The 22,269-nt window shown below is 67.2% G+C and carries 21 protein-coding genes; 16 read left to right on the forward strand and 5 right to left on the reverse strand.

Annotated elements, in window-relative coordinates; genetic code table 11:
- Positions 1-69: 69 nt before the first annotated feature.
- Together KIT86_RS11490 and KIT86_RS11495 are read left to right on the forward strand one after the other, a co-directional pair.
- Positions 70-1,746, forward strand: coding sequence for a long-chain-fatty-acid--CoA ligase (locus KIT86_RS11490; protein WP_297398469.1), 1,677 nt, complete (start codon positions 70-72; stop codon positions 1,744-1,746).
- Positions 1,747-1,822: 76 nt separating this feature from the next.
- Entirely contained in the window at positions 1,823-2,575 is a 753-nt protein-coding gene (locus KIT86_RS11495) for a 5'-methylthioadenosine/adenosylhomocysteine nucleosidase (protein ID WP_297398425.1), read from the forward strand.
- Positions 2,576-2,581: 6 nt separating this feature from the next.
- On the opposite strand, the gene corA is transcribed toward KIT86_RS11495, so the two are convergent.
- The 3 genes from corA to KIT86_RS11510 form a co-directional block, all read right to left on the reverse strand.
- Complete coding sequence (gene corA / locus KIT86_RS11500) at positions 2,582-3,568, reverse strand: magnesium/cobalt transporter CorA (protein WP_297398427.1); 987 nt, start codon at positions 3,566-3,568, stop codon at positions 2,582-2,584.
- A gap of 210 nt (positions 3,569-3,778) precedes the next feature.
- Positions 3,779-5,044 carry a patatin-like phospholipase family protein gene (locus tag KIT86_RS11505; protein ID WP_297398429.1) on the reverse strand — a complete coding sequence of 422 codons (1,266 nt, stop codon included), beginning with the start codon at positions 5,042-5,044 and terminating at the stop codon, positions 3,779-3,781.
- A 31-nt stretch (positions 5,045-5,075) separates the two neighbouring features.
- Positions 5,076-7,001, reverse strand: a complete 1,926-nt coding sequence (locus KIT86_RS11510; protein ID WP_297398431.1) for a hybrid sensor histidine kinase/response regulator — start codon at positions 6,999-7,001, stop codon at positions 5,076-5,078.
- Positions 7,002-7,141: 140 nt separating this feature from the next.
- On the opposite strand from KIT86_RS11510, the gene raiA reads away from it, so the two are divergent.
- The 3 genes from raiA to hprK all read left to right on the forward strand — a co-directional run bounded on the left by raiA (position 7,142) and on the right by hprK (position 9,048).
- Entirely contained in the window at positions 7,142-7,471 is a 330-nt protein-coding gene (gene raiA / locus KIT86_RS11515; RefSeq protein WP_291113681.1) for a ribosome-associated translation inhibitor RaiA, read from the forward strand.
- Positions 7,472-7,613: 142 nt separating this feature from the next.
- Positions 7,614-8,084 carry a PTS sugar transporter subunit IIA gene (locus tag KIT86_RS11520; RefSeq protein ID WP_297398434.1) on the forward strand — a complete coding sequence of 157 codons (471 nt, stop codon included), beginning with the start codon at positions 7,614-7,616 and terminating at the stop codon, positions 8,082-8,084.
- Between the two features lie 13 nt (positions 8,085-8,097).
- On the forward strand, positions 8,098-9,048 hold the full coding sequence (hprK, locus tag KIT86_RS11525; RefSeq protein WP_297398436.1) for an HPr(Ser) kinase/phosphatase: 951 nt from the start codon (positions 8,098-8,100) through the stop codon (positions 9,046-9,048).
- 15 nt (positions 9,049-9,063) lie between these two features.
- Here the strand turns inward: hprK and fur are convergent, their stop codons facing one another.
- On the reverse strand, positions 9,064-9,507 hold the full coding sequence (gene fur / locus KIT86_RS11530) for a ferric iron uptake transcriptional regulator (protein WP_297398438.1): 444 nt from the start codon (positions 9,505-9,507) through the stop codon (positions 9,064-9,066).
- A gap of 187 nt (positions 9,508-9,694) precedes the next feature.
- On the opposite strand from fur, the gene KIT86_RS11535 reads away from it, so the two are divergent.
- The 7 genes from KIT86_RS11535 (at position 9,695) to holA (ending at position 16,741) form a co-directional block, all read left to right on the forward strand.
- Positions 9,695-10,261, forward strand: coding sequence for an outer membrane protein assembly factor BamE (locus tag KIT86_RS11535; RefSeq protein ID WP_297398440.1), 567 nt, complete (start codon positions 9,695-9,697; stop codon positions 10,259-10,261).
- Entirely contained in the window at positions 10,258-11,079 is an 822-nt protein-coding gene (dapB, locus tag KIT86_RS11540; RefSeq protein ID WP_297398443.1) for a 4-hydroxy-tetrahydrodipicolinate reductase, read from the forward strand. Before KIT86_RS11535 ends, dapB begins: the two co-directional genes overlap by 4 nt.
- 138 nt (positions 11,080-11,217) lie before the next feature.
- Entirely contained in the window at positions 11,218-11,892 is a 675-nt protein-coding gene (locus tag KIT86_RS11545; RefSeq protein ID WP_297398445.1) for a MotA/TolQ/ExbB proton channel family protein, read from the forward strand.
- Positions 11,889-12,323: a biopolymer transporter ExbD gene (locus KIT86_RS11550; protein WP_297398447.1), complete on the forward strand. Its 435-nt coding sequence runs from the start codon at positions 11,889-11,891 to the stop codon at positions 12,321-12,323. The genes KIT86_RS11545 and KIT86_RS11550 overlap by 4 nt, the downstream gene beginning before the upstream one ends.
- Before the next feature lie 114 nt (positions 12,324-12,437).
- A complete protein-coding gene (leuS, locus tag KIT86_RS11555; protein WP_297398449.1) occupies positions 12,438-15,119 on the forward strand; it encodes a leucine--tRNA ligase in 2,682 nt (893 codons plus the stop codon).
- A gap of 10 nt (positions 15,120-15,129) precedes the next feature.
- Complete coding sequence (lptE, locus tag KIT86_RS11560) at positions 15,130-15,666, forward strand: LPS assembly lipoprotein LptE (protein ID WP_297398451.1); 537 nt, start codon at positions 15,130-15,132, stop codon at positions 15,664-15,666.
- 22 nt (positions 15,667-15,688) lie between these two features.
- Entirely contained in the window at positions 15,689-16,741 is a 1,053-nt protein-coding gene (holA, locus tag KIT86_RS11565) for a DNA polymerase III subunit delta (protein WP_297398454.1), read from the forward strand.
- Between the two features lie 152 nt (positions 16,742-16,893).
- Here holA and KIT86_RS11570 read toward each other — a convergent pair whose 3' ends face one another.
- Positions 16,894-17,847 carry a helix-turn-helix domain-containing protein gene (locus KIT86_RS11570; protein ID WP_297398456.1) on the reverse strand — a complete coding sequence of 318 codons (954 nt, stop codon included), beginning with the start codon at positions 17,845-17,847 and terminating at the stop codon, positions 16,894-16,896.
- 192 nt (positions 17,848-18,039) lie between these two features.
- On the opposite strand from KIT86_RS11570, the gene KIT86_RS11575 reads away from it, so the two are divergent.
- From KIT86_RS11575 to KIT86_RS11590, 4 genes are all read left to right on the forward strand, one after another.
- On the forward strand, positions 18,040-19,236 hold the full coding sequence (locus tag KIT86_RS11575) for an amino acid ABC transporter substrate-binding protein (protein ID WP_297398458.1): 1,197 nt from the start codon (positions 18,040-18,042) through the stop codon (positions 19,234-19,236).
- 109 nt (positions 19,237-19,345) lie between these two features.
- Positions 19,346-20,248: a branched-chain amino acid ABC transporter permease gene (locus KIT86_RS11580; protein WP_297398461.1), complete on the forward strand. Its 903-nt coding sequence runs from the start codon at positions 19,346-19,348 to the stop codon at positions 20,246-20,248.
- Positions 20,245-21,273 (forward strand): branched-chain amino acid ABC transporter permease, encoded by a 1,029-nt coding sequence (locus KIT86_RS11585; protein WP_297398463.1) that lies wholly within the window; start codon positions 20,245-20,247, stop codon positions 21,271-21,273. Before KIT86_RS11580 ends, KIT86_RS11585 begins: the two co-directional genes overlap by 4 nt.
- 96 nt (positions 21,274-21,369) lie before the next feature.
- Entirely contained in the window at positions 21,370-22,161 is a 792-nt protein-coding gene (locus KIT86_RS11590) for an ABC transporter ATP-binding protein (protein ID WP_297398465.1), read from the forward strand.
- The last annotated feature ends 108 nt before the right edge of the window (positions 22,162-22,269 follow it).

The following is a 22,269-nucleotide window of genomic DNA, read 5'->3' on the forward strand; positions in this document are numbered from 1 at the left end:
CGGACTTCCCACAGACAATGCGCGGTTGTCCTATTCACAAGAACGAGGAGTTTCCGAATGACCGAACCGATGGCCAACCGTCCTTGGCTGGGGGCCTATCCCGCCGGGGTGCCTGCCGACATCGACGTGGCGCAATACCCCTCGCTGGTGCACCTGATGGAGGAGAGCTTCCAGAAGCACGCCGGCCGCACCGCCTACAGCTTCATGGGCAAAGACGTCAGCTTCGCGCAGACCGACAGTCTCTCGCAGGCGTTTGCGGCCTACCTGCAGGGCCTGGGTCTGGTCAAGGGCGATCGCGTGGCCATCATGATGCCCAACGTGCCTCAGTACCCGGTGGCGGTGGCCGGCATACTGCGCGCGGGCTTCGTGGTGGTCAACGTCAACCCCCTGTACACCCCGCGTGAACTCGAGCACCAGCTCAAGGACTCGGGCGCCAAGGCCATTGTGATCATCGAGAACTTCGCACACACGCTGCAGCAGTGCATGGCCAACACGCCGACCAAGCACGTGGTGCTCGCGGCCATGGGCGATCAGCTGGGGCTGCTCAAGGGCGCGCTGGTGAACTACGTGGTGCGCAACGTCAAGAAGATGGTGCCGGCCTACAGCCTGCCGCAGGCGGTGCGCTTCAACGACGCGATCGCCAAGGGTGCGCGCGGGACGCTCAAGCGGCCCGAGATCAAGCCCGACGACATGGCCGTGCTGCAGTACACCGGGGGCACGACGGGCGTGAGCAAGGGCGCGGTGCTCCAGCACCGCAACGTCATCGCCAACGTGCTGCAATCCGAGGCCTGGAACGACCCGGTGATGAAGAAGGTGCCGGCCGGTGAACAGCCCACCAGCGTGTGCGCCCTGCCGCTGTACCACATCTTCGCGTTCACCGTGAACATGATGCTGGCCATGCGCACAGGCGGCAAGACCATCCTGATCCCCAACCCGCGCGACCTGCCCGCCGTGCTCAAGGAACTGAGCAAGCACACCTTCCACAGCTTCCCGGCGGTCAACACACTGTTCAACGGGCTGGCCAACCACCCCGACTTCAACACCGTCAACTGGAGCAACCTCAAGGTTTCGGTCGGCGGTGGCATGGCGGTTCAAAGCGCGGTGGCCAAGCTCTGGCTGGAGAAGACCGGTTGCCCCATCTGCGAAGGCTACGGCCTGAGCGAGACCAGCCCGTCGGCCAGCTGCAACCCCACCACCAGCACCGAGTACAGCGGCACCATCGGCGTGCCCCTGCCCAACACCTACATGAAGTGCCTGGACGACGACGGCAACGAAGTGCCGGTGGGCCAGCCGGGCGAGATCGCCATCAAGGGCCCGCAGGTCATGGCGGGCTACTGGCAGCGCCCCGACGAGACCGCCAAGGTCATGACCGCCGACGGCTTCTTCAAGAGCGGCGACGTGGGTGTGATGGACGCGCGCGGCTACTTCAAGATCGTGGACCGCAAGAAGGACATGGTCCTGGTCAGTGGCTTCAACGTGTACCCCAACGAAGTCGAAGACGTGGTGGCCCTGCTGCCTGGCGTTCTGGAGTGCGCCGTGGTCGGTGTGCCCGACGAGAAGTCGGGCGAGGCGGTCAAGCTGGTGATCGTCAAGAAGGACGAGAGCCTTACCGAAGCGCAGGTGCGGGAGTACTGCAAGACCAATCTCACGGGCTACAAGCAGCCCAAGGTGGTGGAATTCCGCACCGAGCTGCCCAAGACACCGGTTGGCAAGATCCTTCGGCGCGAGTTGCGCGACAAGAAGTGAGGTCCTGGCGCGCTGCGCCACAATGCAGGGCGGCTTCGGCCGCCCTTTCTTTTGTCTGCCCAGGAGTGACCCTTCCGTGACCACGATCGCCATCGTCAGCGCCCTGCACGAAGAACTGGCCGCCGTGCTCGATCTCATGCCCGATGAGCAGCAACAGGTCGTGGGTGGGCGCACGTTCTGGCGAGGTCACCTGCAGGGGCATGACGTGGTGGCGGTGCTCTCGGGCATCGGCAAGGTGGCCGCCGCCACCACCGCCGCCGTGCTCATCGAGCGATTCGGTGTGCAACGCATCGTGTTCACCGGCGTGGCCGGCGGGCTGGCGCCGGGCGTGAACGTGGGCGATGTGGTGGTGGCCCGGCACTTCCTGCAGCACGACATGGACGCCTCGCCGATCTTTCCGCGCCATGAGGTTCCAGGCTATGGTCGTTCGCGTTTCGATGCCGACGCCATGCTCACGGCCCAGCTCGTGCGGGCAAGCGAGCAGGTGATGCGCGAGCTGCCTTCGCGGCTGGGTGCCGAAGTGATGCGGGCCTTTGGCCTGGAGGCGCCGCGCTGCCACCAGGGCCTGCTGATCAGCGGTGACCGCTTCGTCTCGACCACCGCAGAGAGCCTGGCCCTGCGCGATGCCTTGCCCGATGCGCTCGCGGTGGAAATGGAGGGCGCCGCCTTTGCCCAGGTGTGCCACGACTACGGTGTGCCGCTGGCCGTGGTGCGCACCATTTCCGACCGTGCTGACGACGCCGCCCATGTGGACTTCCCGCGCTTCCTGCGCGAGGTCGCGAGCCGCTACAGCGGCGCGGTCATCGACGCGCTGCTGGCGCAGCGCTGAGCGGCGCTACCTCAGCCAGCCGCGCTTGCGGAAGTAGAGCATCGGCAGGACCGCGGACAACACCATCAACGCCAGCGCCAGTGGGTAGCCGTAGTGCCACTTCAGCTCAGGCATGAAGTCGAAATTCATGCCATAGCTGCTGGCCACCAGCGTCGGGGGCAACAGGGAGACGCTGGCCACCGAGAAGATCTTGATGATCTTGTTCTGGTTGATGTTGATGAAACCGACGGTCGCGTCCATCAGGAAGTTGATCTTGTCGAACAGGAAGGCGGTGTGGCTGTCGAGCGAGTCCAGGTCGCGCAGAATCTGTCGCGCATCTTCGAACTGCTCGGCGCTGAGCATGCGGCTGCGCATCATGAAGCTCACCGCGCGGCGCGTGTCCATCACGTTGCGGCGGATGCGGCCTGACATGTCCTCGTGCCGCGCAATGGCCGAGAGCGCCTCGCTCAGCAGGTTGTCCGAGGCGTTGCTGTCGAGCACCTTCTTGCTCACGGTTTCGATCTCGTCGTAGATGTCCTCCAGCGTGTCGGCGCAGTACTCGGCGTCGGCGTCGAACAGCATCAGCAGGACGTCCTTGGCATCCTCGATCAGGCCCGGCATGCGGCGCGCGCGCATGCGCAGCAGGCGAAACACCGGCACGTCCTCGTCGTGGATCGAGAACAGCACGCCCCGGCTCTTGAGTGTGTCGTTGTGCTCGTTCAGGATGAAGGCCACACGCACCGCGCGCGGGTCTTCGTCGTCGTCGATCAGGAAGTCCGAGCGCACATGCAGCTCGCCGTTGTCTTCCTCGAAGAAACGCGCCGACTCCTCGATGTCGTCGTCCATCGCGTCTTCGGGAATCGAAAGGCCAAAGTGCTGCTTGACCCAGCGGCGCTCTTCGGGGGTGGGGTCTTCCAGGTCGACCCAGATGGGCTTGAAGCGGGCCAGCTCTTCGAGCGACTCGATTTCTTCCTGGAACAGGCGGCCATTGGCCAGGGTGAATACGTTGAGCATGACGGCGCTCCCGGCGGTTTCGTGCTGTCTGGCAAAAGGTCGAGGCCGGCGCAGCGGGCCTCGGGGGCGGTTCGGGTGCTGCTTTCAGCCGTCCGGCCGCCTGACCCAAAGCCGCCAGTGGCGGCGCTCAGACGGTCGCGGGGGTGGCTGAAAGCACACAACTGGGGGGTGTGCTTTCCATGCGTCTCTCCGGGTATGAAACAAGGGGAATTATGGCACTGCAGCACCGGCCTGGAGGTCCTGCGGGGCGGCAAAAAAGCGCATCAGTTCATCCTTTCGGCGCCAGGCGTCGTGTTCGCCCAACTCGATGAGGGCATTGACGAAGCCCGGCTCGAAGAGCAGGTAGCTTGCCAGCGCGGCCGCGCTGCCGGCCGCACCGCGCCGCGTGTCCAGCGCCCCCAGGCCCGCCAGGGTGTTGCGGGTGGGCGCGGGCAGTTCGCGGATGTGCTTGCTGGCAAGCTCGTCCAGCGAGAAGCTGGGCTGGATCGCCAGCACCTCCACAGGCCGGTAGGGCAGCGCGGCCGCCAGTCCGGGTGGCAGGCGGGCCAGGGTCTGGCTCACTCGCTGCGTCTGTTCCACGTCGGCTTGCAAGGTGTCGTGGAACACACTGGCCATGGCGTGGCCCGCGATGGTGCCGGCCGTGGGTTCGCCGCCGTTGCGCGCGGCCAACCCGGCCCGCTGGGGTTGGCCCACACCGATCACCAGGATGCGGCGCGCGCCAAACTGGATCGCCGGCGACAGCGGCGAGAGCTGCCGCATCGAACCGTCGCCGAAATGCTCCTTGTGCCCATCGACCCACAGCGGCACGGCCGGGAAGAGGAAGGGGATGGCGCTCGAAGCCATCAGGTGTTCGATGGTGATGGGCTGGAATTCCGAACGCCGCCCTGGCCGGTGCCAGGGCGGCACCGGGTGGCCGGGCCGCGTCTGGCAGAAGGTCCAGTGCTCACCGGTGGTGTAGCTCGAGGCCGTGACGCCCAGCGCATGGATCAGCCTTTGATCCAGCGCGCGCTCCAGGCCCTGCAGGTCGATCGCGCGGTGCAGGGTGTCCACCAGGGGGAGCGTGTCGAGCAGCGCGCGGTGCCGGCGCACCTGCCGCGCCAGCGTGAGCCCGGCCACCACGCGGTTGGCCCGCACCCAGCCCGGTGCTTCGAGCCGGTAGACGCGCTCGGAGCGCAGGCCGCTCCAGAAGGTGGCCAGTTGGGACAGCGCGGGCAAGCCCTGGGTGGCGATGCTGGCGAGGTAGGTGGCATTGAGCGCGCCGGCCGAGGTCCCAAACAGCCACTGGAACGGAAACGGCGGCAGGGCCTGGCCCGGCCGAGCCTGCCCGGCCAGCAGCGCCCCCACGGCCTTGAGCACGCCCACCTGGTAGGCGGTGCGCGCGCCACCGCCCATCAGCACCAGCGCACAGGCGTCGGCGCTGTGTTCCGCGGTGCGGGGCAGAAGGGTGTTGTGGGTGATAAGGGTGTCGAGGGACAAGGGCGAATCGCGTGGTGGGGACCGTCACATGCTAAACAATCCCGGCCGCCGGGTGGATGGCCTCGTCCATCCGCCGCTGAAGCGCCTGCGGGTCGACGGGTTTGTGCAGCAGGGTGATGTCTTGCTGCATGTCTCCATCGGTCAGCTGAATGCTCGCGTCGCCTGTGATCACCAGCGCGGGCACTTCCCGCTCGAGGATGCCCCGCAGGCGAGCGATGGCTTGCAGGCCATTGAAGTCCTCGCTCAAGTGGTAGTCGACGACGAACAGCGAAATCGACGCATCGTTGTTCCAGGCCAGCACCAGGGCCTCGCGCATCGTTCGTGCGCCGAGCACCGTATGGCCCCAGCCACTGAGCAGGTGCGTGAGGGCGCGAACGATCTGCTCGTCGTTGTCCAGCACCAGCACCACCAGGCCCGAAGCAGCGGGCGCGCGTGGCGGCATGGGCGGCTCGCTCACCGGTCTGCTGCCGGGCAGAAGCAGGCCGAACAGCGATCCACGTCCCAGGCGGGAGCGCACGACAAGGCGCGCCCCCAGAAGATCGGCCGACCTGTGCACGATCGACAGACCCAGGCCGAACCCCCGGGACCGGGCCGATGCGCGGGCTGCATTGCTGGCCTGGTAGAACTCGTCGAAGACCTGGGGCAGTTCCTGCTCCGGGATGCCGATGCCTGTGTCCCAGACCTGGATCTCCACGTTGTTCCCGCGGCGCCTGGCCCCCACCAGCACCCCGCCCTCTTCGGTGTACCGGACCGCGTTGGCCACCAGATTCAGCAGGATGGTGTGCAGCACCGCAGGGTCGGCCTCCACCCAAAGCGGCGTCTGGACGATGCGGATCCGAAGGCCTTTCGATTGCGCCTGTTCCCTCAACACCTCGCCCACCTGCGAGAGGATCGGGTTGATCGCGCACGGGGTCCGTCGAACCGTGACCGCGCCGGAGTCCAGGCGCGACATTTCCATCAGCACCTGCAGCAGCTGGCCCATGCTCCCCAGCACCGACTGCATCCGGTCGGCGATATCAGCCAGCTCCCGATGGGAGGGTTGCGGGTCGCGCACCAGGCGTTGCAGTGAAGGAACGAACAAGCCCATCGCATGGATGGGTTGCCGCAGGTCGTGGCTGGCCGCCGCAAGGAACCGCGTCTTGCGCCGGTCAGACGATTCCGCGTGTTCCTTGGCGGCGGTCAGGTGGTCCACCAGTTGCTCGTTCTCGATGCGCAATTGGATGGATTCGCGCAGCGACCGGGGAATGCTGCGTGCGAACGACGCGGTGAACACGAGGTACAGCAGCGAAAGAAGGCCGAGCATGTTCAGCGATGGATCCGCGTCGAACAGGCACCGGATGGCGAAAGGCATCAGGCAAGGGATGGAGAAGCTCACCTGCGCCGGCCAGAACGATCCGATGGACTGGGTCGCACTGGCCAGGATGCCGCACAGCACGAACGCGATCATGGCCAGTGTGAAGGGGTCTTCGGGCGTGAAGAATGGGAGCGCAATGCTGCCCCACACCATGCCGGCGCCGGCAGAAGCCGCGGTGAGGACCCATGCCCACTGGCGGACGTTGCCTTCGTGGTGCGGGTGACGGCGGTGCCAGGCGTAGAGGCCCAGGCGGCCCGCTGAGTAGGCCACCATCGCGCACCACCAGGCCAGAACGTAACTGCCGGGCAGGCCCCGCAGAATCAGCAGCCAGGCCGCCCCGCTGGCCAGCATCACGGTGCCCAGCACCATCCCTGGCAGGTGCCGCAGAAGAATCCCCACTTGTTCGTGCAAGAGGCGCTGCTCCAGCCTCAACGTATCGAGGTTGCTCGGCATGACGTCCATTCCCCAACGAATTTGTTCTCTCACACCGTGCCAAGTCGTGCCCACGTGCGGACTCGTCCGGGCGCCGCAAGGGATGCTATTGCCCGCCCGCCCACGGCTCAAATAGGCTTCCAATTCCCAGGTTCGCGGATGGGTTTTCACGCGTTTCTCACGCTTTGTTGCCGCTCAGGGTTGCGCCGCTGGGCATTCATGGGCATAGTGGTCTCAAGACATCCCCGTGGCCGTCGGGAGGTCTTGCCCCAGGCGGCTTGTGTCAACCCGGAGCATATGGAGGCTCATCTATGAACCTGACGATCAGCGGTCATCACCTCGAGGTCACGCCCGCCCTGCGCGGTTACGTCACCACCAAGCTGGAACGCATCTCCCGACACTTCGACCAGGTGGTCGACATCAAGGTGCTGCTGACGGTGGACAACCTCAAGGAAAAAGACCTGCGACAAAAGGCCGAGTGCAATGTCCATGTCAAAGGGCGCGATCTGTTTGCGGAAAGCGTCCATGCCGACCTGTACGCGGCGGTGGACGAACTGGCCGACAAACTGGACCGCCAGGTGCTGCGTTACAAGGACAAGACGCAAGACCATCACCACGGTACGGTCAAACGTTTGATGTGACCCATCGCACGGCGCCCGACACAGGGCGCGTGACGAATGTTGCATTGCAGCAAGCCGCTTGATATGTCAAGCGGCTTTTTTGTGCCCGCAGTCTAGCCAAGGGACACCAACTCGGCATAATTTGCGGTCCGAAAGGGCCTACATGAACCGACTTTCCGCCATATTGCCCGCCGTGCAAGTGCTCGTTGGCGTTGACGCCACCAGCAAGAAACGCGCATTTGAAGAGGCAGGCCTGCTGTTTGAAACCGAGCACGGACTCAACCGCGCCCTGATCACCGACAGCCTCTTTGCGCGCGAGCGTCTGGGCTCCACCGGCCTTGGCCATGGCGTGGCCATTCCCCATGGTCGGATCAAAGGCCTCAAACAGCCGCTGGCCGCGGTGTTCCAGCTGGGCAGCCCGATCGGTTTCGATGCCCCCGACGAGCAGCCGGTGCAGTTCATGATCTTTCTGCTGGTGCCGGAAGTGGCCACGCAGAAGCACCTCGAGATCCTGTCGGAGATCGCGGAAATGCTCAGCGACAGCGCGCTGCGCGAGCAGATGAAGACGTCCACCGATTCGGCCGAGCTGCACAAGCTGATCACCTCCTGGCAGTCGGCCCACGCCGCCGCCTGAGCCCGAGCCCCGTTTGAAACCCACCGTCGTCAGCGCCGATGTCCTCTTCGAGGACCATCGCGACGCCTTGAAGTGGCAGTGGATCGCCGGGCTTGGCGCTTCAGAACGCCGCTTCGATGAGGTGGCCATCCGGGCGGCCCGGTCTGGCGCCGACCTGGTCGGCTACCTCAACTACATCCACCCCTATCGCGTGCAGGTGTTTGGCGAGCGCGAAGTCGCCTACCTCACCAGTCCCAGCGAGGACGACAACCGCCGCCGCGTGGCGCGCATCGTCACGCTGGAGCCCCCGGTGCTGGTCGTGGCCGATGGGCAGACCGCGCCTGACGCCCTCACCGCGATGTGCGAGCGGGCCCAGATCCCGATGTTCGCCACGCAGGAGTCGGCGGCCTTCGTCATCGACGTGCTGCGCGCCTACCTCTCGCGCCATTTCGCCGACCGCTCCTCGATGCACGGCGTGTTCATGGACATCCTGGGCATGGGCGTGCTCATCACCGGCGAGTCCGGGCTGGGCAAGAGCGAGCTGGGTCTGGAGCTGATTTCCCGCGGCCACGGCCTGGTGGCCGACGACGCGGTGGACCTCTACCGCATCAACCAGACCAGCATCGAGGGCCGCTGCCCCGAGCTGTTGCAGAACCTGCTCGAGGTGCGTGGCATCGGCCTGCTCGACATCAAGGCCATCTTTGGCGAGACCGCCGTGCGCCGCAAGATGCGGCTCTCGCTGATCGTGCACCTGGTTCGCCGTGAGACCATGGAGCGGGACTACGAACGCATGCCCCATGAACCGCTGTACCAGGACGTGCTCGGTGTGCCGGTGCGCAAGGCGGTGATCCAGGTGGTGGCCGGCCGCAACATCGCCGTGCTGGTGGAGGCGGCGGTGCGCAACACCATCCTGCAACTGCGCGGCATCGACACCTACCAGGAGTTCGTCTCGCGCCACCGCGCGGCCATGTCGCGCAGTGAATGAGGCGCTCGCTGCGCCTCAGGTGACGCGGTGCACGTTGCCCCGGTGCGGGCAGTCGGTCTTGCTGCAGTTGGCATAGAGCGACAGAGCGTGCTCCTGCAGCACGAAGCCGCGGGCCTTGGCCACCATCTGCTGGCGCTTCTCGATCTCGGCGTCGAAGAACTCCTCGACCCGTCCGCAGTCCAGGCACACCAGGTGGTCATGGTGCTGGCCTTCGTTGAGCTCGAACACCGACTTGCCCGACTCGAAATTGCTTCGCGTGAGCAGGCCCGCCTGCTCGAACTGCATCAGCACGCGGTACACCGTGGCCAGGCCGATGTCCGAGCGGTCTTCCAGCAGCACGCGAAACACGTCTTCGGCCGTCATGTGCCGTTGCTTCGCGTTCTGGAACACCTCCAGAATCTTCAGCCGGGGCAGGGTGGCCTTGAGTCCCGTGCTCTTGAGTTCTTCGATGTTGGTCATGGCAGGCAGGTGCAAGGGGTTGAAACAGGCGCCGATGAGCGCCACCGGGCACCGCCGACCCCTGGGGTGGGTGCCCTGCGGTGCAGGACCCCGGGGCTACAATGACCGGATCATATCGCCAGCGTTCGCCGGCTGCCGCATTTTCCCCCGTGTGGCACACGGCGTTACGCCTCCAGGGTCAGCCCACATGCATTTCCTCTCACCCCGCCGCGCCCGTTCCACGAAGCCGACCCTGCGCCTGGCGCCGGTCCTGTGCGTGCTGGTGGCCGTGGCCTCGCTCTCGGCCTGCAGCTACGTCCCGACCATCATCACCCCCTACAAGATCGACATCGTGCAGGGCAACGTGGTCACGCGCGAGCAGGCGAACGCGCTCAAGCCCGGCATGTCGCGGTCCGAGGTGCGCGACATCCTGGGCTCGCCCCTGCTGTCCAGCGTTTTCCATGCCGACCGCTGGGACTACGTGTTCACCTTCCGCCGCCAGGGCCAGGAGCCCCAGCAGCGCAAGCTCACGGTGTTCTTCAAGGGCGAGACGCTTGAGCGCTTCGAAGGCGACGAGCTGCCCAGCGAAGTGGAGTTCGTCGCGTCGCTCGACGCGCGGCGCAAGTTTGGCAAGGTGCCCCCGCTGCAGGCCACCGAGGCCCAGCTGAAGTCCTTCCAGGAAAAGAACACCCCCCTGGCGCCGGAGCCCACACCACCGGCGCCCTCGCCCGACACCGTCTACCCGCCGCTGGAGCGCTCGGGAGTGGCACGTTGAGCGCCGCCGTGAATGCCGCCCTGCGCGTGTGTGTGGCCGGGGCCAGCGGCCGCATGGGCCAGATGCTGGTCGAAGCCGTGCGCGACAGCGGTGACTGCACCTTGACCGGCGCGCTCGACATCGCCAGCAGCCCGGCCATCGGCCAGGACGCGGCCGGCTTTGCGGGCCAGGCCAGCGGTGTGGCCATCACCGCCGACCTGACCGCGGGCCTCTCAGGCAGCCAGTTCCTGATCGACTTCACCCGCCCCGAGGGCACGATGGCCCACCTGCGCGAGTGCGCGAAGCTCGGCGTGGGCGTGGTCATCGGCACCACCGGGTTCACCGACGCGCAGAAGACCGAGATCGCCCAGATCGCGAAACAGATTCCCATCGTCATGTCGCCCAACATGAGCGTGGGCGTCAACGTCACGCTCAAGCTGCTGGAAATGGCGGCCAAGGCCATGGCCACGGGCTACGACATCGAAATCATCGAAGCGCACCACCGCCACAAGGTGGACGCCCCCAGCGGCACCGCGCTCAAGATGGGCGAGGTGATCGCCGACGCGCTGGGCCGCGACCTCAAGGAATGCGCGGTCTACGCGCGCGAGGGCGTCACCGGCGAGCGCGACCCGTCGACCATCGGCTTCGCCGCCATCCGGGGCGGCGACATCGTGGGCGACCACACCGTGCTCTTCGCGGGCACCGGCGAGCGCATCGAGATCACGCACAAGTCCAGCAGCCGCACCACCTACGCGCAGGGCAGCCTGCGCGCCGTGCGTTTCCTGGCGGGCAAGCCGGCCGGGCTGTACGACATGTTCGACGTGCTCGGCTTGAAATGAAGCTCCCGCAGCGCGGCTTCGCGGCTCCCTCCTTTCCCGCCCTCGGCGGGCGGGGCCCGGCACCTGCGCTCCGGCAAAGCCGGTTCCGCGCAGCCCCGGGGGCTCGAGGCCGCGGGCTTGGGCCGGTCCGGGTCTGACATGGACGGCGAGCTGGGGCCGGGCCTCCTGCAGACCCTGAGCCAGGCCGATGCGCTTGGCCGCGCCGTGGCCCTCCTGCTGCTGGCCATGTCGGTCGCCAGCTGGGTGGTCATCCTGTGGAAGGCCTGGCTGTTGCGCCGCGCCGCCGCCGACCTGAACCTGAGCACCGCCGCCTTCTGGCAGGCCAGCGACCTGGACGACGCCCAGGCGCGCCTGGGCCGTTTCGACCCGCAACAGCTCCTGCTGCCCCTGCTGCAGGCCGCCCGCGGCCTGGATGCGGCGGCGCCCCACACCTTGGCCGCCGCCGGTGACCGGTCCCAGCAGCTCACCCGTGTGCTGCGCGATGCCCTGCACCGCGTCCTGCGCCGCCTGCAGTTCGGCCAGGTGCTCCTGGCCACCGTGGGCTCCACCGCGCCCTTCGTGGGCCTGCTGGGCACTGTCTGGGGCATCTACCACGCGCTCACCGGCATCGGGCTGGACGGGCCCTTCCGCATCGAGCAGGTGTCCGGCCCGGTGGGCGAGGCGCTGGTGATGACCGCCGCCGGCCTGGCGGTGGCCATTCCTGCCGTGCTCGCCTACAACGTGCTGGGGCGCCAGATCGCCCGCATCGAGGCCGACCTCGAAGGCTTCGCGCGCGACCTGCGCGAACTCCTGGCGCACAGGGAGTCGCCGTGAGCTTCGGCCGGCTGGAACGCCCCACGGGCGACCGGCCCATGAGCGACATCAACGTCACGCCCCTGGTGGACGTGATGCTGGTGCTGCTGGTCATCTTCATCATCGCCGCGCCGTTCATGGCCAGCCGGCTGGCCTTGGAGCTGCCCAAGGCCGAGGTGCCCGCGACCGCCCCGGCCGTGGCCGATGCCTTCGTCTCCCTTTCCCTGGACGCCCAGGGCCAGCTGCGCTGGAACGACGAACCCCTGGCGGAAGACGCCCTGCGCCAGCGCCTGCGGGAGACCGCCCTGCGCAACGCCGCGACCGAGCTGCAACTGCGCGCCGACGCCGCCGCGCCCTATGGCCGCGTGGTGCAGCTCATTGGCCTGGCGCAGAGCGCCGGCCTCTCGCGCATCGGCTTTGTGGCCGACAGCGCGCCGCGCGCCGCCCGCTGAATGCCGGGGCGCGGGCGTGCGGATCGGGCCAAGGCCTAAAATCCCGCATCTCCCCGCGCCGCCGCGCGCCCTCTCTCTGATCTCACCGTTTCCGGCTGGTCCGGCCCCAGGTTCATGCAAGACAAATACGCCCACAAGGAAGTCGAGCGCGCCGCGCACGCCCACTGGAACGCCATCGACGCCTATCGCGTGAGCGAAGATGCCGGCAAGTCGAAGTTCTACGCCTGCTCGATGCTGCCCTACCCCAGTGGCAAGCTGCACATGGGGCATGTGCGCAACTACACCATCAACGACATGCTCGCGCGCCACCTGCGCATGAAGGGCCACAACGTCCTCATGCCCATGGGCTGGGACGCCTTTGGCCTGCCGGCCGAGAACGCCGCCCTCAAGAACGGCGTGCCGCCCGCCAAGTGGACATACGACAACATCGCGTACATGAAGCAGCAGATGCAGGCCATGGGCCTGGCCATCGACTGGTCGCGCGAAGTCGCCACCTGCGACCCGAGCTACTACAAATGGAACCAGTGGCTGTTCCTGCGCATGCTGCAAAAGGGCATTGCCTACCGCAAGACGCAGGTCGTCAACTGGGACCCGGTGGACCAGACCGTGCTGGCCAACGAGCAGGTGATCGATGGCAAGGGCTGGCGCACCGGTGCCGTGGTCGAGAAGCGCGAGATCCCCGGCTACTACCTCAACATCACCGCCTACGCCGACGAACTGCTCGACCACGTGCAGATCGGCAACCCCAAGGCCACGCTCAACGGCTGGCCCGACAAGGTGCGGCTGATGCAGGAGAACTGGATTGGCAAGAGCGAGGGCGTGCGCTTCGCCTTCCCGCACACCATCCAGGGCGAAGACGGGACACCGATCGGCGGCGGCCGGATGTACGTCTTCACCACGCGCGCCGACACCATCATGGGCGTGACCTTCTGCGCCGTGGCGCCCGAGCACCCCTTGGCCGCGCACGCGGCCGAAGGCAACCAGGCCCTGGCCGCGTTCATCGAGGAATGCAAGACCGGCGGCACCACCGAAGCCGAACTCGCGACGCAGGAAAAGAAGGGCATGGCCACGGGCCTGACCGTCACGCACCCGCTGACCGGCAAGGAGGTGGACGTGTGGGTCGGCAACTACGTGCTCATGAGCTACGGCGACGGCGCCGTGATGGGCGTGCCCGCGCACGACGAGCGCGACTTCGCCTTCGCCAACAAGTACGGCATCGCCATCCAGCAGGTCGTGGCTGTCGACGGCGAAACCTTCAGCACCGAAACCTGGGCCGACTGGTACGGCGACAAACAGCGCGGCGTGTGCGTGAACTCCGGGGTGCTCGACGGCCTGGGCTACAAGGCCGCCGTCGACAAGGTCGCCGAGCTGCTCGCCAGCAAGGGCATGGGCGAGAAGAAGACCACCTTCCGCCTGCGCGACTGGGGCGTGAGCCGCCAGCGCTACTGGGGCACCCCCATCCCCATCATCCACTGTGCCGAACACGGCGCCGTGCCCGTGCCCGAGCAGGACCTGCCGGTGGTCCTGCCGCAGGACTGCATCCCCGACGGCTCGGGCAACCCGCTGCACAAGCACGAAGGCTTCCACGCCGGCGTGGTCTGCCCCGTGTGCGGCCAGCCCGCGCGCCGCGAGACCGACACCATGGACACCTTCGTGGATTCGTCCTGGTACTTCATGCGCTACTGCGACCCCACCAACGACGAGCAGATGGTCGCCGGTGGTGCGGACTACTGGATGCCGATGGACCAGTACATCGGCGGCATCGAACACGCCATCCTGCACCTGCTGTACGCGCGCTTCTGGACCAAGGTCATGCGCGACCTCGGCCTGGTCAAGGTGGACGAACCTTTCACCCACCTGCTCACGCAGGGCATGGTGCTCAACCACATCTACAGCCGCCGCACCGCCAAGGGCGGCAAAGACTACTTCTGGCCGCACGACGTGGAGCATGTGCTCGATGAAAGCGGCAAGATCGTCGGCGCCCAACTGAAGAACCCGGCCACCAGCGGTGACGGCATGCTGCCTGTGGGCACGCCGATCGACTACGAAGGCGTGGGCACCATGTCCAAGTCCAAGAACAACGGCGTGGACCCGCAGGACCTGATCGAGAAGTACGGTGCCGACACCGCGCGCCTGTACACCATGTTCACCGCGCCGCCCGAAGCCACGCTGGAGTGGAACGATGCGGCGGTGGAGGGCAGCTACCGCTTCCTGCGCCGCGTGTGGGCCTTCGGCGTGAAGCTCTCGGCCATCGGTGGCCTGGGTGCGCTCGCCGCCAGCGTGTCGGGCCAGGCGCTGTCCAAGCCCGCCAAGGCGCTGCGCCTGGAAATCCACACCGTGCTCAAGCAGGTGGACTACGACTACCAGCGCATGCAATACAACACCGTGGTCTCCGGCGCGATGAAGATGCTCAACGCGCTCGAAGACTTCAAGCCCGACGGCTCCACGGGCGACAACGCCGCGCTGGCCGAAAGCTTCGGCATCCTGCTGCGCGCCATCTACCCTGCCACGCCTCACATCGCGCACACCCTCTGGCGCGACCTGGGCTACGTGGGCGAACTGCTTGACGCGCCCTGGCCCGAGGCCGACCCTGCCGCACTGCAGCGCGACGAAATCGAACTCATGCTGCAGATCAACGGCAAGCTGCGCGGCAGCGTGACCGTGCCCGCTGGCGCCGACAAGGCCGCCATCGAAGCCGCGGCGCTGGCCAGTGAAGCCTTCATCAAACAGGCCGCGGGCGCCGCGCCGAAAAAAGTGGTGGTCGTGCCCGGACGCCTTGTCAACGTGGTCATCTGAAAGTCGATACATGCCAACCCACCGCGTGCTCCCTTTGCCCCCTTCCGCCACGCGCCGCCGCGCGCTGTTGCAACTGGCGGCAGGCGCTGCGGTGCTGGCCAGCGCCACGGGCTGCGGCTTCAAGCTGCGCCAGGCGCCCACCTTCCCGTTCCAGACCGTGCGAATGGCCGGCAGTGTGAGCACCCCCGTGGCGGCCGAGCTGCAAAGGGCGCTGATCACCAACGGGCTGAAAGTCGTCAGCGGCGCGTCGCCCGCCGACGTGGTGCTCACCGTCGTCACCGATCAGCGCGAGCGCATCGCCGTGGGCCAGACCGCCGCCGGCCAGGTGCGGGAACTGCAGCTGCGCACCCGCTTCACCTTCCGCCTGCGCACGCCCGTCGACAAGGAGCTGATCGAAGACACGGAGCTGCTGCTCGAGCGCGACCTGAGCTTCAGTGAAACGGCGGTGCTCTCGAAGGCGGCCGAAGAAGAGCTGCTCTACCGCGACATGGCCTCCGACGTGGTGCAGCAGGTCGTGCGTCGCATGGCGGCCGTGAAATCGCTCTGACCGGCACCGCCCCTCGATCGCCATGCAGATTGCCGCACCGCAACTCACCGCCCAGCTGCAGCGTGGGCTCAGGAGCCTTTACACCCTGCATGGCGACGAGCCCCTGCTGGTGCAGGAGGCGGCCGACGCCATCCGCGCGGTCGCGCGCGAGCAGGGCTACACCGAGCGCACGGTGCACACCGTGGCGGGCGCGCATTTCGACTGGGGCGAGGTGCTGGCCAGCGGTGGCTCGATGAGCCTGTTTGCCGACAAACAGCTGATCGAGATCCGCATCCCTTCGGGCAAGCCGGGCAAGGACGGCTCGCAGGCCCTGCAGCAGATCGCCGAGGCCGCGCAGGGCAATGACAGCACGCTCACCCTGGTGCTGCTGCCGCGCCTGGACATGGCCACGCAGAAGGGCGCCTGGTTCGCCGCGCTGGAGAGCTTCGGCGCCACGGTGAAGCTGGACCCGGTGGACCGCAAGGCCCTGCCGCAATGGATCGCGCAGCGCCTGCAGCAGCAGGGTCAGCGCGTCGCCTCGGGCGAGGAGGGGCAGCGCACGCTGCAGTTCTTCGCCGACCGCGTGGAGGGCAACCTGCTCGCTGCGCACCAGGAGATCCAGAAGCTCGCGCTGCTGCACCCGGCCGGTGAGCTCAGCTTCGAGCAGGTGGAGGGCGCGGTGTTGAATGTGGCGCGCTACGACGCCTTCAAGCTGGCCGAGGCGGTGCTGGGTGGGCAGGTGCAGCGGGTGCAGCGCATGCTGGATGGCCTGCAGGCCGAGGGCGAGGCGCCCGTGCTGGTGCACTGGGCCTTGTCGGAAGACATCCGCACCTTGCACCGCATCCGCACGGCCATGGACGCCGGCCGGCCGCTGCCGATGGCTTTGCGCGAAAACCGGGTGTGGGGCGTGAAGGAAAAACTCATGGAGCGCGCCATCCCTCTGCTCAGCATCGCCACCCTGTCGCGCTGGCTGGACGATGCCCACACGGTCGATGGCATCGTCAAGGGCCTCAAGGTGCCCACCTGGCCGGCCGATCCCTGGCAGGCTTTGCAGCAGATGGCCATGAAGGTTTCTCTGGCCTGCTCTGTTCGGTAGGTTCTTTCATTTTTCACGCCACCGGGGTTGGCGAGGTCGGGGGGGCCGGTCATGCTGGCGCCGGCCGCTCTTGTGTCGCAGGGCCGCAGCCGTCGGAACCCGCCACTGGCCTCACGCGAGGTGGAAGCCAGAAACCCAACCCACAAAAAAACTCAGGCCGAAGAAGCCCCAGCCCGCAAAGCTGACTCCCGGAAATCGCTGGGCGACTGCCCCGTGTGCTCCCGAAACACCCGGCTGAAGTGGGCCCCATTGTTGAAGCCCCAGGAAAACGCGATCTCCGTGATCGTGCGGTGCGCCCGGGAGGGATGGGCCAACTCCCGCATGCAGGCCTGAATGCGCTGACGCTGGATGTAGTGCGCCAGCGTATCGTCCTCCGCGCTGAACGCCTTGTGCAGGTGCCGCTTGCTGCAGTTCAAGGCCTGCGCAATGTGGTCCAAGGTCAAAGACGGATCGCGCAAATGCTGCCCGATGTGCTCACGGATGCGATCGCGAAACGCCTCCAGCTGCGTCGTGCTGTTCTCGCGCCCCGACAACTCCTGCAGCGACAAACGCACCAGCTCCACGATCAGCTCGCCCGCACCGCGCGCCGCGTTCTCGCTCATCCCCGGCAACTCCTGGTACGTCGTGCGCATCGTCTCCAGCGCCACCCGCGCGATCCCGCTCACGCCGCCCACATGCCGCGCCATCAGAGGCTCCAGCCGCAAACCGCGCTCGGCCAGCTGCTCCTTGGGCAGCATCACGATCAAATGCTCCACCCGCTCCGGGTTCGCGATCTCGTAACTGCCCGTCGTGTCGTAAATCGCCCAGCCCCCCGGCCGCACCCAGGCCTCGCGGTTGTGCTGCTGAACCCCCGCACTGCCTCGCCATGGCGCCACGATCTTCAGGTACGCCCGCTCGCTGCCCCGCGCCAGCTGAGGGCTGCGCAACACCCGGTGCCGGTTCGCCTCCAGCTTGGTCAGCACCACGTCCCCCGCGTGCGAAGCATGCATGTGGCCGTCGAACCCCACGTCGCCATACAGATCCGACTCCAGGCCCCCGAAATGCGTCCACACCCAATCGCGCCAGATCGCCGCCCGTTCGCCCGGGGCGACGGCATCGGTGGTCATGGTGGACGGCGAGGGGGTGGGCATGGGCCGGATTATCGGGCGCGGTCCGCCCGGGCGCGGCGGCCAGGGTCAAGGGTTAACCCGAATCGGTGTGCACATTCCGACAAGCAGCCAGTGCACAACCAGCATAGCGGCGCGCCCCGGTTCTCCCTACGATGCGGCTTGGTCCACCACAACTCCAGGAGACACACCATGGCCCATCCCAATCGCCGTCTGGTCATTCAAAGCGCTGCCGCCACGGTGGGCGCCATGTCCTTCGCGCCCCAGCTCCTTGCGCAATCCGCGCCCGTTCGCGTCGGCTACTCCATGTCGCGCACCGGCCCGTGGACAGGCGGCGCCCAGGTCAGCCAGGAGCCCAACTACCTGCTGTGGGCCGAACAGCAAAACGCCGCCGGCGGCCTCGACGTCAAAGGCGTGCGCCGCAAGATCGAACTCATCAGCAGCGACGACCGAAGCGACATGGAAACCGTCGTGCGCACCTACGAAAAACTCATGGGCAGCGACAAGGTCGACCTCGTCCTCCCGCCCTGGGGCAGCAACGCCAACTTCGCCGTCGCCCCCCTGGCCAACCGGCTGGGCTACCCCTTCCTCGCGCCCACCGCGCTCTCGCGCCGCCTGGCCGAGATGAAGCTGCCCTACTTCTTCCTGCTCCTGCAACAGCCCAAGCCCATGTGCGACGCGCTGGTGGAGATGTTCAAAGCCAACGGCGTGAAGACCGTCGCCGTCGTCTACGTGGACGACCTCTTCGGGCTGGAAAACTACTCCGCCCTTAAGGTCGCGCTGCAAGGCACCGGCATCAACCTCGTGCAGGAGACCAGCTATCCCGGCGGCGTCAAAGACCTCTCGCCCACCCTGCGCAGCATCAAGGACAAGAACCCCGATGCCTTCGTCGGCTTCACCTACCCGCCCGACACCATCCTCGCCAGCCGCCAGGCCAAGGAAATCGGCTTCAACCCCAAGTTCTTCTACGCCTCGGTCGGCACGGCCTTCCCGCTCTACAAGAACGTCATGACCCCCGCCGGCGCCGAAGGCGTGCTCGGCATGGGCTCCTGGAACAGCAAGACCAGCCCCGGCGCCAAGGCCTACTTCGACGCCCACGTCGCCAGCCAGAAAAAGGAACCCGATCGCTGGGCCAGCGGCGCCTGCTGGGCCGGCCTGGAAATCCTCACCAACGCCGTCAAGGCCCAGGGCCTGGACCGCAAGGCCATCCGCGACTACGTGGCCAACACCACCCACAAGACCATCATTGGCGACATCAAGTTCAGCGGCAGCGAGAACGTGGGCACGCCCGGCACCGTGGGCCAGTGGCAGAACGGCGAGTTCGAAGTCGTCTGGCCGCAGAAGGTCGCCACCGCCAAGCTCATGCCGGTGAAGCCGGCGTGGAAGTAAGGCCCACCCCGCGCCGCGCCCGCGGCGCGTCACCCCTCAAGGGGCAACGTCTGCGGGCCGGCGAAGCCGCACCCGCGACGTGCTGGATCCGTTTCCCCTCTCTCGCCCTATGTCCTTTTCCGCCTGGTTAGAACTCATCGCCTCCGGACTCATCACCGGGGGCATCTACGCGCTCGTCGCGCTCGGGCTGAACCTGCAGTACGGGCTGATGCGCATCCTCAACATCGCGCACGGCGAGTTCCTGATGGTCGGGGCCTTCCTGACCTGGATGGTGCAGACCTCCTTCGGCCTCTCGCCGCTGCTCATGATCCCGGTCTCCTTCGGCCTGCTGTTCGCCCTTGGCGTGGCAGTGCACTGGCTGTGTTTTCGCCGCCTCACCGCCACCTCGCCCAACCTCGACGTCTTCGAAGCCCGTGGCCTCATGGTCGCCTTCGGCCTCATGTTCCTGGTGCAGAACTTCATCTCCTACGTCTGGGGCGGCGACCTGCGCGGGTACGACTACCTCACCCAGCCGCTGTCCATCCCGCTGCCCGGCGGCAGCGCGCAGTTTGCCGTCAACAAGCTGGTCGTGTTCGCGCTGGCCCTGCTGTTCTCGGGCGCGCTCATCTTGCTGCTGCGCACCACGCTGCTGGGCAAGGGCGTGCGCGCGCTCATGCAGTCGCCCACCGGCGCTCAGCTCATGGGCATCAACACCAAGCGCCTGCACCCCATGATGTTCGGCATCGGCCTGGGCCTCTCGGGCGTGGCCGGCTGCCTGCTCTCCATGGCCTACACCATCAGCCCCTCCATGGGCGAGCCCTACACCGTCACCGCCCTCATCGTCATCACCCTCGGCGGCTTCGGCCGCATGGGTGGCGCACTCGCCGGCGGCCTGCTGCTGGGCGTCATCGAAGCCCTGGGCATGCACTTCACCAACCCCTCCCTCAAGGCCTTGCTGAGCTACGTCGTCTTCATCGGCGTGCTGCTGCTGCGCCCCGAAGGGCTCTTTGCCAGAAAGAGCCGCAAAGCATGACCTCCCGCCAGTTCCTCATCCGCGACCTGCTGGTGCTCTTCGGCTTGGCCGGCTGGGCCGTGGCCTTGCCCGGCTTCGCCAGCGAGTTCGTCGTCTCCATGGCGCTCACCTGCCTGATGTACGTCGCGCTGTCCTCCAGCTGGGCGCTCTTTTGCGGCACCACACGCTACCTCTCGCTCGCCACCTCGGCCTTCTTCGGCATCGGCGCGTACGCCAGCGCCATCCTGCTCGAGCAAGTCTCCTGGGCGCAGGCCATCGGCCTGGGCGCGCTCATCGCCGCTGGCGTGGCCATCGTGATGGGCGCGGCCGTGCTGCACCTGCGCGGCACCTACTTTGCCGTGCTCACCTTCGGCATGACCGAGCTCATCCGCCACGCCATCAGCTACTTTGAAAAATCCGTCACCGGCACCGTCGGCCGCGTGCTCATGGTCGTGCCCGAGCGAGACACCATCTACTTCACCGTGCTGCTCCTCGCCGTGGGCACCGTTGCGCTCTCCATCGCCATCCGCCGCACGCGCTTTGGCCTGGCCATGCTCGGCATCGGCGCGGACGAACAGCGCGCGCAGACCCTGGGCGTCAACACCCGCCTGGTCAAGATCGCCGGCTTCGCACTCACCGCGGCCGTGGCCGGCGCGATCGGTGCGGCCATGTCCGTGCGCTGGACCTACATCGACCCGCACACCGTCTTCAACCCCTTCATCGGTTTCCAGACCGTGCTCATCGCCCTCATCGGCGGTGCGGCCACGCTCTGGGGCCCGCTCATCGCGGCCATCGTCTTCAGCGTGCTCGCCGAAACCCTGCGCCTGCAAGTGCCTCAGATCTACATGATGTCGCTTGGCCTGTTGCTCATCCTCGCCGTGCTCTACCTGCCCGGTGGCCTGGCCTCCGTGCGTGCCGACACCTTCCGCGGCTGGCGCGACGACGCCAAAGCCTGGTGGCAGGACCTGCGGGACGACCTCAGCGGCGAGACCCGACGCCGCAAGCAACGCGAAAAAGAACAGCGGGAGCGTCGCCATGTGTATTGAGAAACACCCCTGCCGCGCTTCGCGCGACCCCCTCAAAGTGGGCAGCTCTGGGCTAGATGGTCGCACCCGTTGCATGGCGTGCGTGGAGGAGCGCACGTGACCGAGACGAGAACGCCTCTTCTTGACGCCCGCGACGTCACCGTGCGCTTTGGCGGCCTCACGGCCGTGGACGCCGTCAGCGCGCGCTTCCTGCCCGGTGAACTCGTCGGCATCATCGGCCCCAATGGCGCGGGCAAGACCACCTTCTTCAACGCCATCTCCGGCGTGACCAAGCCCACCAGCGGCGCGCTCTCGGTGCAAGGCCGCGAACTCGCGGGCCAGGGGCCGCACCGCTTCGCCGCCAACGGCCTGGCGCGCACCTTCCAGACCCCGCGCGTCTTCGGCGACATGCCCGTGCGCGACAACATCGCCTTCGGCCTCAAGTTCGCCGGCCGGCGCCCGCGCAAATACATCCTGTGGGGCGAAGAGGCCTCCGTGCCCTGGGTGCTGCGCACGCCCGAGAGCATCCTCGGCCTCATCGGCCTGAGCGCCCAGGCCGATCTGCCCGCCGCCGCCATCACGCCCTCGCAACAGCGCCTGCTCGAAATCGGCATGGCCCTGGCCACCCGCCCGCGGCTGCTGCTGCTCGACGAAGTGGCCGCCGGCCTCACCGAAAACGAAGTGGAAGAAATGGCGCGCCTCATCCGCCGCCTGCGCGACGAACTCGACCTCACCGTGGTCTGGATCGAGCACGCCGTCACCACCTTGCTGCGCCATGTCGAGCGCGTGATCGTCCTGCACCAGGGTCGCAAGATCGCCGACGGCACGCCCGCCGACGTCGTGCGCAACGCCGAAGTGATCGAAGCCTACCTGGGCGATGAAATGACGGAAGAAGAGGCCGCCGCATGATGTGGTACCGACCCACCCCCTTCGAACTCGGCGGCGGCGCGCGCGCGCGCCTCAAGGTCGACCGCCAGTCCGCCGGCAACGGCGCCGACCACGAGCTGCGCGGCAGGC

The organism is Hydrogenophaga sp. (assembly GCF_026125825.1).
In the GTDB taxonomy this organism is placed as follows: Bacteria; Pseudomonadota; Gammaproteobacteria; order Burkholderiales; family Burkholderiaceae_C; genus Hydrogenophaga.

Excerpts from the sequence above, each read along its gene's own strand:
- raiA (WP_291113681.1), top strand. The coding sequence starts at position 7,142 with ATGAACCTGACGATCAGCGGTCATCACCTCGAGGTCACGCCCGCCCTG.
- KIT86_RS11585 (WP_297398463.1), top strand. The coding sequence starts at position 20,245 with ATGACCTCCCGCCAGTTCCTCATCCGCGACCTGCTGGTGCTCTTCGGC.
- holA (WP_297398454.1), top strand. The coding sequence starts at position 15,689 with ATGCAGATTGCCGCACCGCAACTCACCGCCCAGCTGCAGCGTGGGCTC.
- KIT86_RS11545 (WP_297398445.1), top strand. The coding sequence starts at position 11,218 with ATGGACGGCGAGCTGGGGCCGGGCCTCCTGCAGACCCTGAGCCAGGCC.
- corA (WP_297398427.1), bottom strand. The coding sequence starts at position 3,568 with ATGCTCAACGTATTCACCCTGGCCAATGGCCGCCTGTTCCAGGAAGAA.
- KIT86_RS11575 (WP_297398458.1), top strand. The coding sequence starts at position 18,040 with ATGGCCCATCCCAATCGCCGTCTGGTCATTCAAAGCGCTGCCGCCACG.
- KIT86_RS11580 (WP_297398461.1), top strand. The coding sequence starts at position 19,346 with ATGTCCTTTTCCGCCTGGTTAGAACTCATCGCCTCCGGACTCATCACC.
- lptE (WP_297398451.1), top strand. The coding sequence starts at position 15,130 with ATGCCAACCCACCGCGTGCTCCCTTTGCCCCCTTCCGCCACGCGCCGC.
- KIT86_RS11535 (WP_297398440.1), top strand. The coding sequence starts at position 9,695 with ATGCATTTCCTCTCACCCCGCCGCGCCCGTTCCACGAAGCCGACCCTG.
- fur (WP_297398438.1), bottom strand. The coding sequence starts at position 9,507 with ATGACCAACATCGAAGAACTCAAGAGCACGGGACTCAAGGCCACCCTG.
- leuS (WP_297398449.1), top strand. The coding sequence starts at position 12,438 with ATGCAAGACAAATACGCCCACAAGGAAGTCGAGCGCGCCGCGCACGCC.
- KIT86_RS11570 (WP_297398456.1), bottom strand. The coding sequence starts at position 17,847 with ATGACCACCGATGCCGTCGCCCCGGGCGAACGGGCGGCGATCTGGCGC.
- KIT86_RS11520 (WP_297398434.1), top strand. The coding sequence starts at position 7,614 with ATGAACCGACTTTCCGCCATATTGCCCGCCGTGCAAGTGCTCGTTGGC.
- KIT86_RS11490 (WP_297398469.1), top strand. The coding sequence starts at position 70 with ATGGCCAACCGTCCTTGGCTGGGGGCCTATCCCGCCGGGGTGCCTGCC.